This window comes from Chitinophagales bacterium, from assembly GCA_020636495.1.
Lineage (GTDB): Bacteria > Bacteroidota > Bacteroidia > Chitinophagales > Chitinophagaceae > UBA5543.
Genome location: JACJXQ010000008.1, coordinates 1933218 through 1948882 on the forward strand (window position 1 = coordinate 1933218; position 15665 = coordinate 1948882).

Here is a 15665-nt window from a genome sequence, read left to right on the forward strand (position 1 = left end):
TTATGGTTTTAGTGTAATTGTTTGCGTGGTATCGGCCAGCCGTGCGTCATCGGTTGTAATTAATTCAACTATGAATTGCTGTTTGCTGATGTCGGAGGGAGATTCGTTGAGCCAGATACGGAACCTTGTATATAAACCTTCGTCCATGAAACTGTTCCTGTAATTCAGTAATGAGTCTTTGGATATAGTTGAGGATTGATCCTGTAATACTGAAAAAGAACAGGTAGCAGACATATCATCGAGTGCCGCATACCTACTATTGTAAGCAGACAACGGCCGGACGCAGATATCTGTAATTTGCTCAAGCGGTATATGTCTCTGTTCAGGCAGGCTCAGCGCATATGCAGCATTGCCCGGCAATAGATAATTGAAAACATATCCTACATCCTGTGTTGGGATGTAGACATCAATGTACATAGCACTGGCAGATGCCGTGCCATCATCAGGAACAGGCTCATTGCCGGTAAATACTGCGACATGTGGTGGCAGATATATGAATGAGATGTTTTTTCTGCCACAGCCGGTATATAGCATGGCTACCGCACTTAACAGAATAACAGGATGAAGAAGTTTACGGAGTATCATGTGTAACAGCATCCAATAAATATGCCAGTTGCAATTGTTTTGATTATTGTTTGTTTTTGATAATTACTGCTGTTATTAACTGATGATTAGTATGTTAACCGAATATTTTATATAAACCAACAAAAACAACAACTATACCTATGCTGGTGAATCCGTATAAAACCATAGCATTGGTCTGAGCGGACATGAGGGTGATGATACAACTGATGAGGCAAAGCATGGCACCTGCCAGGATAAAATAGAGCCCGTTGGCTGTATTACGAGCCTGGCGCATTTTACTTATTTCTTTCAGCATATCCGCTATATCCCTTTCGTCAACACCAATGCTGAGTAACTCGGTTTTTATCTGCTGGTTACTGAGCCCTTTTTCTAACCACGTAGTGGCAAACTGACTGATAGATACCTTGGCTTGCTGCATATAAACGTTTGTTGTTATAGGTATAAATATAATATTTTTTATTTATGGCATAGTTTTAGTTTTATGAAAATTGAGTGATAAGAACATAACAATACTTATCTTTAATTTAACGAAACGAAATACCTGATGCGTAGCAAGCAATACTTATATATGGCGGTTCTTGCGGTAATATCAATAGTTGCCGTAATATCCTGTGGAAAAGATACGCCGTTATCTCCCTATGTACCTGAAGATTCAGGAAAATTCGACTATAAAGTAAATGGCCTGAAAGACACCTCACTGGAAAGGATAGGCGAAGTGCGCTCTCTAATATTTGTAGAGAAACTGGCAGGTAAATCGGAAACAGTCTTATTGACCGGAGAAGATCTTCCGGAAGGCATGGAAGTGAGGTTTGACCCTGTAAATTCTGAAAAACCTTCTTTCAACACCTCAATGGTGATCAAAAACGTCCGTGTAAAAGAAGGAACCTACAAAATCAAGATAAAAGGCGCGAGTGCTACTGCCGGTATTGATAACTATTATATCAATGTTACTGTACTGCCTTATACCAATCCGGCTGATGGCCTGGCCGGCAGTTTTACAGAAACAGGAGCATGCAGTACCAAAGGATCAGTGAATGACAATGTAAATATAGTGTCAGATGATACTGTTAAGAACCGTATTCATATAAAAGGCCTGTTCAGTGGTGTGATGACCAATATTATTTATGCGAATATTGACCCGAAAACCAATACGCTGGATATACCTGTACAGACTGTGAATTCAGTAAGCTATAGTGGAGATGGTACCTATGATGACGATAAGCTGATCATCAATTATACCGTATCGGGTATTACCATTAACGAAAGTTGTACTTCAACTATCACCCGTAACTAATGTCAGTCAATAACTATAGACTGGTTGCCTGATACTTTACTAATGTGGCAACAGTCTGCTGATATGGCAAATGGTTCATCTACCACAATGACATTGTTCAGGATGCCTATAAAGCGGAAATTGTATGTCTTATTGAACATTTTGTTTGTGTAGTTATCTGTCAATACGGTATAGCTACCCTCGGGGTATAGTCCGGCATTATTGTCCTGTATGGTATCGCCGGTATTGGTGTTGATAGTATAATATTTATCCAATATTACAGTATCCCCGTTCTTATACATCACACTGGTTTGTATATACCTGAACTCAAGTGTGCATATTGCTTTACTGCAATCACCGGTACCGTTGTTATTTTCCCTTGTACAGGCTACTAACAGGAATGGTAAAGCAAATAAGGGTAACAGCCGCTTCATAACTATGTTTTATGGAATGAATGAGCAATAATAATGCCATAGCAAAGTGCTATCGTCTTATCCATTTTAAAGTCTCTGCAAAACCAGCGTCTATTGATGAAACTTTGACCAGGTAGAGGCCGGGTGGCAGCGTTCCGGCAGACAGCTGTATCGTATTATCTCCTTTTTGTAACGAGTTGTTATACGACTCCAGTATTCTGCCGGTCATATCAGTAACACAGATGCTGATAGTACAAGGCTGCGGTGAATGGAAGCTGAGTAATGCTTTATCGTCTGAAGGGTTGGGGTATAGCCTGAGCTTACTGATGCTATTGTTTACATTGCTGATATATACAGGCTGCCAGACATAGAACGTGTCGGTAAGGGTATTGAACTCAAATTTATCAAGCCCTTCTTTATCAATTATCTTAGTGTTATTGTAAGAAAGTGTGACCAAAGTGCCGCTTGCAGTGTTTGCCGGTATTTTAAATTCAAGGTCAGCGATCCATCCCTGCCCGTTTACATTTAGTTTATTGGTGCGTGCCAAAGCCCAATCTACCGAAGTTGCCGAAACCTCTTTAGTAAAGTTGAGCGTATTGGTTGAGTCGCCTATCCAGTTGGAACCGTGTTTTATAACGGGCGGAGTTGCTAATGAAAGGCCATCTACCAGCACATGGGTTGCCAATCCGTAGAAGTCCGAGACAGGTGTGTTGGCATTACCCAGAAACATTTTAATGGAAACAGTAGAGTCGGGGTTAGGGTGTATACCTGAATGGTCGAAATACAGGTCAGGTCCGGCTGTAGTTTTTTGTGCTGCACCTCCTTTAGGGTGCGTTTTGCTGTAATTGGAGTCGACAATGGCAAGATCAGCCGTATCGATCATCCCGTCACCGTTACAGTCAGCATGTTTTACATCAATATTATTCAGGAAAGAACCATCCCAGTACTGGCAGTACTGCGCTGCCCACGTGGTAGCTGCATTAGGACGCGCACTACCAGTATCATTATAGTTCATAGCAATGGCCAGTGGGTCGTACATGTCTACAACTTTATCAGTATTAGCATCGCCCGGCCATACCGAGTCGGCACTACACTCCCTTGTATTTACCCGGTAAATATAGGTGGCTTTGCCCTTTTGTTTGCAGGCGTTGTCCCTGACCAGAACTGCGATATCAAAGAAAGTAAGTGTTGAAGGGTTCATTGAAAGTGGGGTAGTCCAGCTTATTGAACCATTAGCACTGCCTACACCATTACTACCGGTTGTATTGAAAGAGAATCCCGGAATGGATGGCGTTGTAATATTCATGTAGACAGAGTCGGCGGAAGCCGGGTCGATAAAATTCAGTGACAGGTAATTTTTACGGCCCGGGCAAGTGTACGTGTTCATGTATTTCCTGGTAGCAGGTTCGGGTATGGACAATTTATTGCCCGGCGAACTACTTACACATGTAACGATAAAGTCGTGCGTAGTGTAACCAATGTACTTTCCTTTCCGGTATTCTTTCATACGCATGGCGATCGTGTATTTACCAACAGCGGTAGCCTTCATCACCAGCGTATTATTATTTTTTATGTAACACAAACCGGTTTGCCCGAATGGCTGCGAGTAATTATACCCTGTATAATAGGGTATATTCGTTCCGGAAGAAGATTCAGGATTAATAAAGCTATAGGCAACAGTATCACCATCAGCGTCTGTTGCCGACAGAGGAATGGCAATACTATCATTAATGAATAATACATGAGGAGGGTATTCAGCTAATTTTGCAGAAGAGTTGTCTACTCCGGACATGTTTACGGGGGCATCAATATAAAAAGCAGTACCACTGGCACCCTGCAGGTTGACAATGTTAAGGGAGCGGCTGCTGTTAGAAAAGACAAGATTCCAGTCATTGGTTACTACCGGGAATATAATTGTATCAGCGTATTCTGCTACTATATATCCAGGGTAGGGAGATGTCATATTATTGCAGGTATTTATGGTGCCCGGACAAAATACCGCCAATGTATCTTCTGATATTCTTCCCAGGTTTTTGCTGAGGATTATATTCTTGCTTTTGGATTCAGCATAGATATTGATGAATGATGGCAGGTCGATAGCTGTTGGTTCGCACGACTTGTATAGTGTCAGTACCACCCTGTACTGGCGCTGGACGCCTGTGTATTCATACCGAAGGTTTCCACCGGTAAAGTGGTTGGCACCTGCCTGTAAGCCACAAAGTAAAAATACCAGGATGGTTATATATCGCCTCATTCACGACCTCAATTTCAATAAATATAGGTAATCTGAGCTACATAGCCAGCCCAATAAGCTGTTTTTATGAACTATGGTTGTGTTGCTGTGTAGATGACATCTACCGTATAATCTCCTGCAGGAAAATCTGTACCGGGTGTGGCTTTGTAGTTTACAGCGAATGTTTGATTACCCCCGTTTTTACAATCCAGCAGCAGATCGCGTGGCGTGTTGGATAACGACCTGTAAGCGTTAAAAGAGTTTGCTATGGTTCCACCCGTTTGGTTTTCCGCTACTTCAAGAAAAAGAACGTTGCTGACGGGCATTTGCGGAGCAGGGTATGCATTGCCTGAATAGGAAAATGAAGAGGAATTGGTGCGCACGCTTACAACAAAGTCTTTGTTGGAATGCACGGAAAATGTCTGGGCGCTGGATCTGATTCCGCCTATATAATCACTAATGCTATTAAATCCCAGATTTACATTAGGTGATTCAAGAGCAGCTATCTCAATAATAGGTTCCAGATGCACTTTGACCAGCTGGCTTGCTGATGCATCCTGTGCAAATGTTTTGCTTGTTGGAATAATTGTCAAAACCAACATTACAGCTATTAATATCCTCGTGGTCATCATGTTATGATGTTGTGATAAGTTAACAATGCTTGTAATGTCTCTCTCGGTCTCGTAATGTAAGAATGGTGAAAACCATTATACAATACGAATATAATACAATTAACTTCCGAAAAACAACTTATTAACAAAAAAAATGACAACCAAAAATCGTATCTGATTGTCATTCATTGCTTTATGTTGCGCTGTTTTAATTAGAACTATCGGTGACTGTTTTGACTTCTACGCTACTTTCAACGGCCTCAAGTGGAATATCTTCTCCCGCGTCCAGTACGCCTAAAGCATTATATTTTCCATCAGGTAAGTTCTTAGGCAGCTCGAAAGTAACGTAACGTTTCTGTCCGGGGAACATTGGGAACTCAATAAAATCAAGCTTTGTTTCCTCTCCATTTGCGGCTGCCAGTTGCAGGTATGCTTTACATTCTATCATCACATCTCCTGTATTTTTGCATACCAGGTCGTAAGTGTTAGGTATCTCTTTGTTCGGCACTAAATCGATCACTTTGATAGATTTCTCTGAAAGGCCCGGAGGTGTCTGGTATATGTGCACACCCACCCGTATCAGGTTTTTTACAGAAGCCTGGGCAGTCTTATCATCTTTACTTACATTCTCTTCTACGGTTTCAATAAAAAGCATCGCCCATTTCATCTGGCTGGATGCTGCCGGATCGGTAGGTACCAGCATCTGAACCGTAAGCTGTGTGGATTCGCCCGGTTGTAGCTCGATGAAGTTCTTGTCGATCGTCAGCCATTTTGCACATGAACGTTCGGTAGTAGCCGGTTCATAATAAATATGCCCGCCGACAGAGTCCCTGACCCAATCGTTGAGATATACCCTGAATTGTACCTTGTTGGCCGAACCATTGGAAAGACTTATGACCTGAGCTTCGCTCTGACCACCTGAAAGTTTAAAATCAAGTGTGGTAGGATAAACGCCCAGATTTTGCCCGGAAACTGTTGAGTGAAAAATACCCAGGCAAAATAAAGTTGTGAATAAAAAAAGAAGGTTATTTTTCATATGAGTTAGTATGCAGTGCAAAAAAACTACTTTTGTCAGCAATTACAAAGCAAATTAACAGTTTAATTTCATATGAGATATGTATACCTCATAGCATTAATGCTCCTTACAGGTTTTGTAACATTCTCGCACGACGGGTATAAGAAGCATGATGACGATGACCCTGAAGATAGCGGCGATAAGAATAATTATATAGAGGTGGACCTGCAGTCATCTATTAACTTCACGGTCAGCCAACCATCGCACTTTGAAAATAAACAAACTGTTTCCAATGCCATTAAACTGAAATTCAAGAGTAAAAGCAGTGACTGTACTGTGTACGCCAAGGCATCTAACTATAGTACACCCAGCGGGGCCAACCAGAATACAATACCGATAGAACTCGAAATGAGAAGTAATAATGCTAAGAAACTTAAAAATGTTGTATCAGGGCCATTACAGCTAACTTTGTATGATCAGTTACTTTTTCAGCAGTCAAAAGATAATAGCACTAACAATTTCTTTTATGACGTGAGCCTTTTGCCATTGGGTTATGATTACCCGGAAGGGCAATATAATTTTACTATATTATTTACAATGACACAGCCTTGAGGTATTTATTATTAACCATATTACTCCTGGCAGGTAGCCAAACCTATATAAAAGCACAGACCAACGGTTCGGTTTCGGGCAATTTTATTGTGTATTCAATACAATCCATTACCGTTACCAGTCTGAGTGGTGTTATATCGTTCAGTACCCCGAATGACTATTTCAATGGTGTTGTGACCAATAACTATGCAAATATCAAGGTAAAAAGCAATACTAACTGGATCGTGTCATTTGCGGCGCAAAGTGCAAATTTCACGCCACTCAGCAAGAGCGGGAGTACAGATATGCCGTCGGGAGTGATGGGGATACGCATCAACGGTCATAGTAATTTCAAAACATTGAGTACAACCAGCCAACAACTCAGGAGCGGGCAAAAAGGAAGCGGCACCAACAAGCATGATTTCAATATCGATGTGAGTTTCAACCCCGGATTCGGATATAATGGGGGAGTATATAGTATGGGAATAGTGTACACCCTGACCAAGCAGTAAGAGAATTCACCTGCTAAATCCCCCTGCACATTAAGGAATAATAAACTATTTTTAGAGTTCTTAAAAACAGCAACTGTATAATGAAACGTTTTTTTATTGCCCTGGTGGCGGCATGTATTTTGTATGCGCCCAATGTACAGGCGAAAGCAAAACTGGTTGAGACCGTTACAAAGAAAGGTGACGAACTGGTAATACCTTATAAAAGGTTTGTATTGGATAACGGGCTGACCGTTATTGTGCACGAGGACCACTCTGACCCTATAGTGCATGTAGATGTAACCTACCACGTAGGTTCTGCAAGAGAGGAAATAGGTAAATCAGGCTTTGCTCACTTCTTTGAGCATATGATGTTCCAGGGGTCGGACAATGTGGCTGATGAGCAGCATTTTAAGATCATTACTGAGGCCGGAGGTACACTGAACGGAACGACAAATCAGGACAGGACCAACTATTTTGAAACTGTACCCAGTAACCAGCTGGAGAAAATGTTATGGCTGGAAGCTGACCGTATGGGCTTTTTGCTGGATGCCGTTACCCAGCAGAAGTTTGAAGTGCAACGCGCTACTGTAAAGAATGAAAGGGGACAGAGGTACGATAACGTTCCGTACGGGTTGTTACGTGAATATGCTTCTAAAAACCTTTATCCCTATGGGCACCCGTATTCATGGCTGACCATAGGATATATAGAAGACCTTAACAGGGTGAACGTACAGGACCTGAAAAACTTCTTTTTGCGCTGGTACGGACCAAATAACGCAGTTCTTACCGTTGGAGGAGACGTAAATACGGACGAAGTGCTGAAGATGGTTCAGCAATACTTTGCTTCTATACCACGTGGGCCGGAAGTTAGCAAGACAATATTACCGGCGGTGCAACTTGAAAAGAACAGGTATGTATCTATGGTTGACAACTATGCCAAACGCCCGTTGTTGTATATTACTTACCCCGGTGTTCCGAATTACCATCCTGATGAAGCGCCGCTGGATTGCCTGGCGGAAATATTGGGGCAAGGTAAAAACTCGATCTTTTATAAAAATATGGTAAAGAGCCAGAAGGCATTAAGTGCAAGTGTTTCTAACCCGTGTAGTGAACTGGCAGGAGACCTGGCAATTTCTGTTTTGCCATTTCCCGGAAATTCATTGGCAGATTGCGAAAAAATAGTGGACGCTTCACTTAAAGAATTTGAAGAGCGTGGTGTGACTGATGAGGATATTGAAAAATTCAGAAATTCAATGGAGGCTTCACTCATCAATCGTCTTGAAAGTGTATCAGGCAAAGTGTCTACACTTGCCGCATTTTACACCTTTACAGGAGATGCCAACCGCATTGGTAAAGAGCTGGCAAGGTATAAAAGTGTGACTAAGGAAGATGTAATGCGTGTTTATAACAAGTATGTAAAAGGTAAGAACAGGCTGGTGGTGAGCGTAGTGACAAAGGCTGATGAGCAAGATATAGCAGCTCCGGATAATTATATAGTTTCTGAAAAAGGTTATAAAGCTCCGGACTATGGTTACAGCGGACTGAAATACAACAAAGCCAAAGATAATTTTGACAGGAGCAGGATACCCATGAGCGGTCCTAATCCTGTAGTAAACGTTCCTGATTTCTGGACCGCTGAGTTGCCCGGAAAAATAAATGTGATCGGTACGCAAACAAGTGAAATACCTGTTGTTACCTATTTGCTTGAATTTAAAGGCGGGCATATGCTGGAAGCTAACGATATGAACAAAGTTGGTTTGGCAGATCTGTTTACAGATATGATGAACGAAGACTCGAAGAATTATACGGCTGAACAAATGAGTGTTGAGCTGGATAAATTGGGAAGCAGCATTCGTTTCAGCACATCATTAGACGGTGTAAATGTAACGGTAAGGACACTGCGTAAGAATGCAGACAAGACAATGAAGTTGCTGGAAGAGAAGATATTGAACCCAAAATTTGAACAGAATACATTTGACAGGAATAAAAAGCGCAACATAGAAAACCTGAAAAATGCAAAAGTTCGCCCTACCTATGTTGCCGGTACCGTTTTTGATAAGATCCTGTACACTGATAAGAATATCCTTGGATGGCCGGCCAGTGGTACGGTTGAGACCTTAGAAAACATAGAGTTGGCAGACGTAGAAAATTATTACAAGAGTTATTTTTCAAGAAATGAAGCAAAAGTCGTTGTTGTTGGTGATATAAAGCAAGACGAAGCAATTAAGCAACTGGGCTTTTTACAGAAACTGCCTGATAACAAAGTTGAATTACCTACGTTACCAAAGACACCGGCAGTTACCAAAGCGAAATTATATTTTGTGAATATACCCGGTGCGGCACAGACCGAGTTCAGGATAGGAGCTGTAAACGATATGCGTTATGATCCCCTGGGCGATTATTACAAAAGTTATATCATGAACTATCCATTAGGGGGCGCATTCAATTGTCGTCTTAACCTGCATCTTCGTGAAGATAAAGGGTGGACCTATGGTGCAAGGGCCGGTTATTCCGCCAATAAGTACACAGGTGAATATACATTTGGTGCGGGTATAAAAGCAGATGCTACCGACAGCGCCATGAGGGATATAATGAGAATAGTTAATGATTATAAATCGGGCGGCATGACAGCTGATGAACTTGCATTTACCAAGAATTCTATAGGGCAGAGCGATGCGAGGAATTATGAGTCCGGTTTCCAGAAAGCAGGATTTTTGTCTCGTATATTAGATTATCATTTGCCTGCAGATTATCCTAAACAACAGAATGATATGCTGGCTAAAATGACACTGGATGAGGTAAATGGGGTCAACCAACAGAAGTTGCCACCCATGAACCAAATGAATGTATTGCTGGTAGGTGATAAAGCTAAGGTATGGGATAGTCTTCAAAACCTGGGTTATGAGGTTGTGGAACTGGATGCCGATGGCAATCCTGTGCAATAATAAAATATAATATATTTGAGCTTGAAGCCGCCTGTATGGCGGCTTCTTTATGTATTAATTTTTCAGAAAGCGTTAACTAATGAAATTAAAAGTTAACACCTATATTTGCTACCTAACATTGATATATGCTACAAACAGATTACATACACGTACCCTACGGTAAGACCGTTCATGGAGAAGAAGAAATAGAAGCAGTAGTAAATGTGCTGCGTACCTCCACCCAGATGGGAAAAAACGTACGCGAACTGGAAGAAAAGATAGCAGCCTTATATAATAAAGAGTATGGTTTGATGGTGAACAGCGGTTCATCTGCATTGTACCTGGCAGCCGATCTGCTGAATTATGATAAAGGTGCTGAGATAATTACACCGGCTCTTACTTTTTCTACCACTGTAGCCCCACAGCTTAAGAAAGGCTGGGTGCCGGCGTTTGTTGATGTGGAAGAAGGTACTTACAATATTGATGTGAATAAGGTAAAAGAAATGATCACGTCGAAAACGAGAGCTATGATCATACCTAACCTGATAGGCAACCTGCCGGACTGGGAAGCGTTGAGGGAGATAGCAGACGATCATGACTTGTTTGTGCTGGAGGATTCGGCTGATACTCTGGGTGCTGAGATAGGTGGTGCGTCTTCGGGCCGTTTTACCGATATGAGCACTACCAGTTTCTATGGTTCACACATTATTAATTGTGCCGGTAATGGTGGCATGCTGTGTGTGAATTCTGAAGCGTTTTATAACCGTGGCAGACTGCTACGCAGTTGGGGCCGGAGTTCATCATTGTTTGTTGAATCAGAGAAGATAGAGAACCGTTTCAATGTTGAACTGGAGGGAATTCCTTACGATGCAAAATTTGTATTTGAGGAACCCGGATATAATATAGAAGGCTCTGAAATGGGTGCTGCGTTTGGGCTGGTACAATTGGGTAAGCTGGCACAGAATATAGATGCACGTACTGCTAATTATAATAATCTGCGTTCGTTCTTTGAGCAATATGAGGAATATTTCGTGTTGCCAAAACAATTACCAGATTCAAGAACAGGCTGGCTTGCCATGGCCCTGACCATTAGGGATACAGCACCTTTCATCCGCCAGGACCTGCAGATATTCCTTGAGAAACGTAATATACAGACACGAACTGTTTTCACCGGAAATATCCTCCGTCAGCCGGGCTTCAAGAACCAGCCGCACAAAGCTGCTTCTGGTGGCTACCCTGAAGCTGATAAAGTGATGCGCGGTGGTATGTTGCTGGCTTGTCATCACGGGTTGAATAACGAACAGATAGCGCATATCAAAGAAAGCATAACAGAGTTTATGAAAGGAGTGTAAGTGAATGGATATATTATTAAGTATTTTTTGCTCGTGGCGTAATGGCCAACTGGCAAAGCAAAAGGGCGTAAGTGTGGCTAAGTGGGTCACATTGACCTTCCTGGCGTACTTTGGCTTTTATCTAATTGGAGGTACAACGCTATTGGGTATCATGTATAATGGCCCATATACGCAGAGCGATATTTTCATGTTTATGCAGAGCCATCCACTGCTGGTTGTTACTATTATGTTCTTCGGCCTTGGTGGCTACCTGCTGGTAAGGCGAATACTTGAACAGATGCCTGATAGTCAAAGAGAGGAATAGCCCGTTTGCTAAAGTTATCAGCGGGTTGCGGACCATTTGGCACGTATCCGGTTCAGCTCCTCCTTCTGTTTCTGTAGTTGCTGTTTTTGTTCTTCAAGTTGTTGCTGCTGCACCTGCAATTGTTGCATCGTTTCGGTTTGGGCAACAGTATCGGGTTGTACATCATCAGCTTCCTCAGGCCTGGCTTCCGGAGCAGCCACTCCGGATACATTCTCATCACTTATATCCATGTCAGGTGCCGGTTTTGCCAGTGCTGCGGGGCGTGGGGGCGGTGCCGATGCATATGCCTCGTTATACCTATTTAAGGTGTTCTTTGCAGTATTCTTTACTGCGTTGTATTTGTCTTCAATGTAGCCAACATAGTTTCTTACCGAATCAACAACAGAAGAAATACTACTGATACTTTCCTGGTTGGTTGTTACGATATTGCCAATAATATTGCTTGCGGCATTGATGTTCTCTTCTGTAGCATTTAATATTTCCAGTGCTTCTTGTTTTTCGCTGAATATGCTTTGTGCAGGAAATATCACATGATATAAGATGTCGCTTACAGAGGCTTGTGTTGTTGTTGCTGAACCAGCAGGTAAGGATGGTTTTACATTATCGAGGAACTTATTGGTACCGGTCAAAGAGGTAAACAGCAATGCAATATTTATGGCAGAAGCTATTGTGTATTGCGGCAGAGACTCGTCTTTGGCTCTTTTGATAAAAACAAGTACATATAAAGCCGACAATACCAATATGAGTATGATCATTACCTGGTTAGAAATACCTTTCGTGGTAATATTAGCGGCGATGGCCAGTATTACGTTAAGAATAAATGTCAAGGACATTGTTGCCTTGCCAAAGTCGCGTGTTGCTTTTCTGTCAAAGAAACCGCTTTCTGCTGACGAGTTTGATTCTGATGATGCCATGATATTTATGTTTTATCCCTATTTAATAGAACATAAATATATTATTTATCTGATATAATGTAAATACCCGGTGCAATGAAAACAAGAACAGACCTTACCAGCCTAATGTGTCTTTGAGTTTCTCCATACCCGTTTTGCTGACGGGTACTTTTACTCCGGATTGCAGCAGTGCGATATGGCTACCTTTTTCATAGGGTTCAATACGTATCAACTGGCTTACAGGAACAATATATGACCTGTGTACGCGAATGAATGCTTCGGTGTCAAAGCTGTTCTCAATCCTGGTAAGCGTACTCTTTTTCAGGAAATGGCCTTCTTTGGTGAATATTTTGATGTAGTCATCATTTGCCTCAATATACAGAATGTCTGATGCAGGGATAATACGTATCACGCCGTTGTCTTTTACAACTATCCTGTTCTGATAACCTTCGTATACCTGTTCTTCAGCAAGATTGCCCAGGTTGTTTTCACGTACATAACCTGCCTGTGAAATAAATTTTTCAATGGCTTTTTCAAAACGTTCTTTGGTAACAGGTTTCAATAAATAGTCAACTGCATGTGTTTCAAAAGCTTTCATGGCATACTCGTCAAATGCGGTACAGAAAATTACAGATGGGGCTTCATCCAGCAACTCCAGCATTTCAAATCCATTCAGACGGGGCATTTGTACATCCAGGAATAACAGGTTGGGCTGATGTTGCTGGATAGCTTTGAAGCCTTCAAAACCGTCACCACATTCTGCAACTACTTCGAATTGGTTGTTGTCTTTCAACATGCTTTTGAGTAGTTGCCTGGCCAATGGTTCGTCATCAATGAGTATTACCTTAAACATTGTCTTGTGGTATTTTTAGCGTAGTGGTGAAAATTTGTCCGTCTTTGGAGGTTTCCAGCAGGTCGGCACGTGCATATAGCAAATATAACCTACGCTGTACCCCTGCCAGTCCAAAACCTGTTCCTTTGGGCGAATTGTTGGTCTGTGCGTCGTATGGATTGGAGATAGTGAATATCAACAACCCGTTCTTAGCTTTTATATCTATAGCAATAGTTACACTACCTGTATTGCCATACAGTCCGAATTTTATAGCATTTTCCAGCAGCGGTTGTAACAGGAATGGGGCTATTGTTCCTTTGATATCATTCTGCTGGTTGAATGTCACATTCAAGCGGTCTCCGAAACGAACGGACTCAATGGCGAGGTAATTGCGCAGGTAGTCTAATTCATCCTGTACAGGAATTTTTTCTTTCGCCTCTCTTTGAACCGAGTTGCGCAGGAAATCTGATAATTTACCTACCATTTCCTGGGCTTTGGCGGGCTCTATTATCGTTAATGCATTGATCGAGTTCAGGCTGTTGTATAAGAAATGTGGTTGCAATTGCTGGCGTAATTTGAATAACTCAGCTTCCTTGTGCAATGCAGAACTGTCTGCCTGTTGTTTGAACTTCTGTTCCTGGGTGGTAATACTTTTATTTAGTGCAAAAAAAGTAGCTATCCAACTAAAGAGCAGCCAATAGATGACATAACGTACCGGCCCTGAACTGTCCAGGAAATGGCTGTAATAGCTGTCGCCGGTATCCAGCCACCACCTGATAGTTATTGTGCTGAGGTATACGGTGCAAAAGCCAAGGAATACAGCCACGAATAGACTATATAAGGTAACTCCGACTCGCGTAGGGTATACCTTAACTGACTGGGCAATACCCCAGAATGCCAGTAACATGTATATAGCAGAGATAGTGCTGTCTGTCAGCGCTGTATAGGTGTCTATATTGTAGATGAAATGCAGGAATATAAAGTGGCCTGCCGCTATCGAAAATGCTGATAGCGGCAAAAACCACGTTATATTTTTATTGGATAAAGGCAATGACCTGGCTTTTTATACGGCTTCCAGTTTCCAGACTGGGGACGCTATGGCTGTAACGTCAATAACTTTTGACGACAGAAGAGAGCCGTGTCCCAGTTGTAATTCCCTGATGTCCTTTATAGCTATCAGTTCCCAGCTGATAGTACGACCATGCCTGTCGACCATAATAGATGACTCATTCATGCCAACGGTCTTTGCCTCTTCTATTGCACGCTCCTCATCTTCTGCAAACACCAGTCTCCATTGTTCATCATATTGCCCGGTAAATACACCGTCGCATTTGATTGAGTAGATGATCTGTGATGCGAATGTTTTCATAAAGTAGTATTAATATGATTTGATCTCAATATTACCAAAGCTGCAGTTGCCTGTCAGGTATAATATGGTTTTTTCGTCAGAGCTATCGGTATTGGTATACAATTGTCTGTTGTCTTCTACATTACCCATGGTTGTTTGCAACTCATTCTTGATCTCCCAGTTGGAAGGAACTATCAGTTCTACACCACCAAAAGTTACTTTCAGGTTCAGGTTGACTTTTTTGTCAATGCTACCGGCATTCATCATGTTTATCTCGGCACCGCCAAAGGTAGCAGAGACTGAGCCACCTTTGAAGTCTTTGGATGTTACGATCTCTTTATGTCCACCAAAGGTAACATCTACACTAAGCATACTATCGTTATTAGTTACAGTTCGTATGTTGTTGTCACATCTCCCATCGTTCCAGTACTTTTTTTTTGACTGAGGCCTCAGAATGAGTAAAACACCCAGTATGATCATAGCTGCAGGCAGGAGCAGGGCCTTAGACGTAACTCCGAAAATGGTAAATACAGGTATCAGGTGTGCAGAGCCTATGAGTATTAGTATCCACCATGCGTGATTCTGAAAGCGGCTTTTGGCCCCTATAATACTACCTATGAGAATCAATACCCATGGCCACATAGTGTGGAAGCTGAAGTAAAAGACGTCAAACTTCCTGAGCATAATAATTATTCCTATAACAAGTATAAATACCCCAAACCATCTCTTATCGCCGCTGTTCCTTCTGCGCCGCATTCTGTCAAACGGCCTGTGTCTATCGCGTATCTGGTTCATATCAG

17 protein-coding genes are annotated in these 15665 nt (G+C 42.0%); 6 read left to right on the plus strand and 11 right to left on the minus strand.

Annotated elements, in window-relative coordinates; genetic code table 11:
- The gene (locus H6550_08400) at positions 1-585 is read right to left on the minus strand and encodes a hypothetical protein (protein MCB9046148.1); all 585 of its coding nucleotides are present in this window, start codon (positions 583-585) and stop codon (positions 1-3) included.
- Between the two features lie 94 nt (positions 586-679).
- Entirely contained in the window at positions 680-1003 is a 324-nt protein-coding gene (locus H6550_08405; protein ID MCB9046149.1) for a hypothetical protein, read from the minus strand.
- A gap of 126 nt (positions 1004-1129) precedes the next feature.
- Between H6550_08405 and H6550_08410 the strand changes: the two genes are divergently transcribed.
- Positions 1130-1879 carry a hypothetical protein gene (locus H6550_08410; protein ID MCB9046150.1) on the plus strand — a complete coding sequence of 250 codons (750 nt, stop codon included), beginning with the start codon at positions 1130-1132 and terminating at the stop codon, positions 1877-1879.
- 2 nt (positions 1880-1881) lie between these two features.
- On the opposite strand, the gene H6550_08415 is transcribed toward H6550_08410, so the two are convergent.
- The 4 genes from H6550_08415 to H6550_08430 form a co-directional block, all read right to left on the minus strand.
- Positions 1882-2292, minus strand: a complete 411-nt coding sequence (locus tag H6550_08415) for a hypothetical protein (protein ID MCB9046151.1) — start codon at positions 2290-2292, stop codon at positions 1882-1884.
- A gap of 49 nt (positions 2293-2341) precedes the next feature.
- Positions 2342-4525, minus strand: coding sequence for a T9SS type A sorting domain-containing protein (locus H6550_08420; protein ID MCB9046152.1), 2184 nt, complete (start codon positions 4523-4525; stop codon positions 2342-2344).
- Positions 4526-4596: 71 nt separating this feature from the next.
- A complete protein-coding gene (locus tag H6550_08425; protein ID MCB9046153.1) occupies positions 4597-5136 on the minus strand; it encodes a hypothetical protein in 540 nt (179 codons plus the stop codon).
- A 187-nt stretch (positions 5137-5323) separates the two neighbouring features.
- Entirely contained in the window at positions 5324-6151 is an 828-nt protein-coding gene (locus tag H6550_08430) for a hypothetical protein (GenBank protein MCB9046154.1), read from the minus strand.
- Between the two features lie 72 nt (positions 6152-6223).
- Here H6550_08430 and H6550_08435 point away from each other — a divergent pair, with 72 nt between their 5' ends.
- The 5 genes from H6550_08435 (at position 6224) to H6550_08455 (ending at position 11792) form a co-directional block, all read left to right on the plus strand.
- Positions 6224-6742 (plus strand): hypothetical protein, encoded by a 519-nt coding sequence (locus H6550_08435; GenBank protein MCB9046155.1) that lies wholly within the window; start codon positions 6224-6226, stop codon positions 6740-6742.
- A complete protein-coding gene (locus H6550_08440; protein MCB9046156.1) occupies positions 6739-7233 on the plus strand; it encodes a hypothetical protein in 495 nt (164 codons plus the stop codon). Before H6550_08435 ends, H6550_08440 begins: the two co-directional genes overlap by 4 nt.
- Positions 7234-7313: 80 nt before the next feature.
- On the plus strand, positions 7314-10157 hold the full coding sequence (locus tag H6550_08445) for an insulinase family protein (GenBank protein ID MCB9046157.1): 2844 nt from the start codon (positions 7314-7316) through the stop codon (positions 10155-10157).
- Between the two features lie 143 nt (positions 10158-10300).
- Positions 10301-11488, plus strand: a complete 1188-nt coding sequence (locus H6550_08450; protein MCB9046158.1) for an aminotransferase class I/II-fold pyridoxal phosphate-dependent enzyme — start codon at positions 10301-10303, stop codon at positions 11486-11488.
- A 4-nt stretch (positions 11489-11492) separates the two neighbouring features.
- Positions 11493-11792, plus strand: coding sequence for a hypothetical protein (locus H6550_08455; GenBank protein ID MCB9046159.1), 300 nt, complete (start codon positions 11493-11495; stop codon positions 11790-11792).
- 17 nt (positions 11793-11809) lie between these two features.
- On the opposite strand, the gene H6550_08460 is transcribed toward H6550_08455, so the two are convergent.
- The 5 genes from H6550_08460 to H6550_08480 all read right to left on the minus strand — a co-directional run bounded on the left by H6550_08460 (position 11810) and on the right by H6550_08480 (position 15660).
- Complete coding sequence (locus tag H6550_08460) at positions 11810-12706, minus strand: hypothetical protein (protein ID MCB9046160.1); 897 nt, start codon at positions 12704-12706, stop codon at positions 11810-11812.
- 94 nt (positions 12707-12800) lie between these two features.
- Positions 12801-13538 (minus strand): response regulator, encoded by a 738-nt coding sequence (locus H6550_08465; GenBank protein MCB9046161.1) that lies wholly within the window; start codon positions 13536-13538, stop codon positions 12801-12803.
- Positions 13531-14535 carry a histidine kinase gene (locus tag H6550_08470; protein ID MCB9046162.1) on the minus strand — a complete coding sequence of 335 codons (1005 nt, stop codon included), beginning with the start codon at positions 14533-14535 and terminating at the stop codon, positions 13531-13533. Before H6550_08470 ends, H6550_08465 begins: the two co-directional genes overlap by 8 nt.
- Positions 14536-14580: 45 nt before the next feature.
- Positions 14581-14886 (minus strand): DUF4288 domain-containing protein, encoded by a 306-nt coding sequence (locus H6550_08475; GenBank protein ID MCB9046163.1) that lies wholly within the window; start codon positions 14884-14886, stop codon positions 14581-14583.
- Positions 14887-14895: 9 nt separating this feature from the next.
- Positions 14896-15660 carry a hypothetical protein gene (locus H6550_08480; GenBank protein MCB9046164.1) on the minus strand — a complete coding sequence of 255 codons (765 nt, stop codon included), beginning with the start codon at positions 15658-15660 and terminating at the stop codon, positions 14896-14898.
- Positions 15661-15665: the final 5 nt, after the last annotated feature.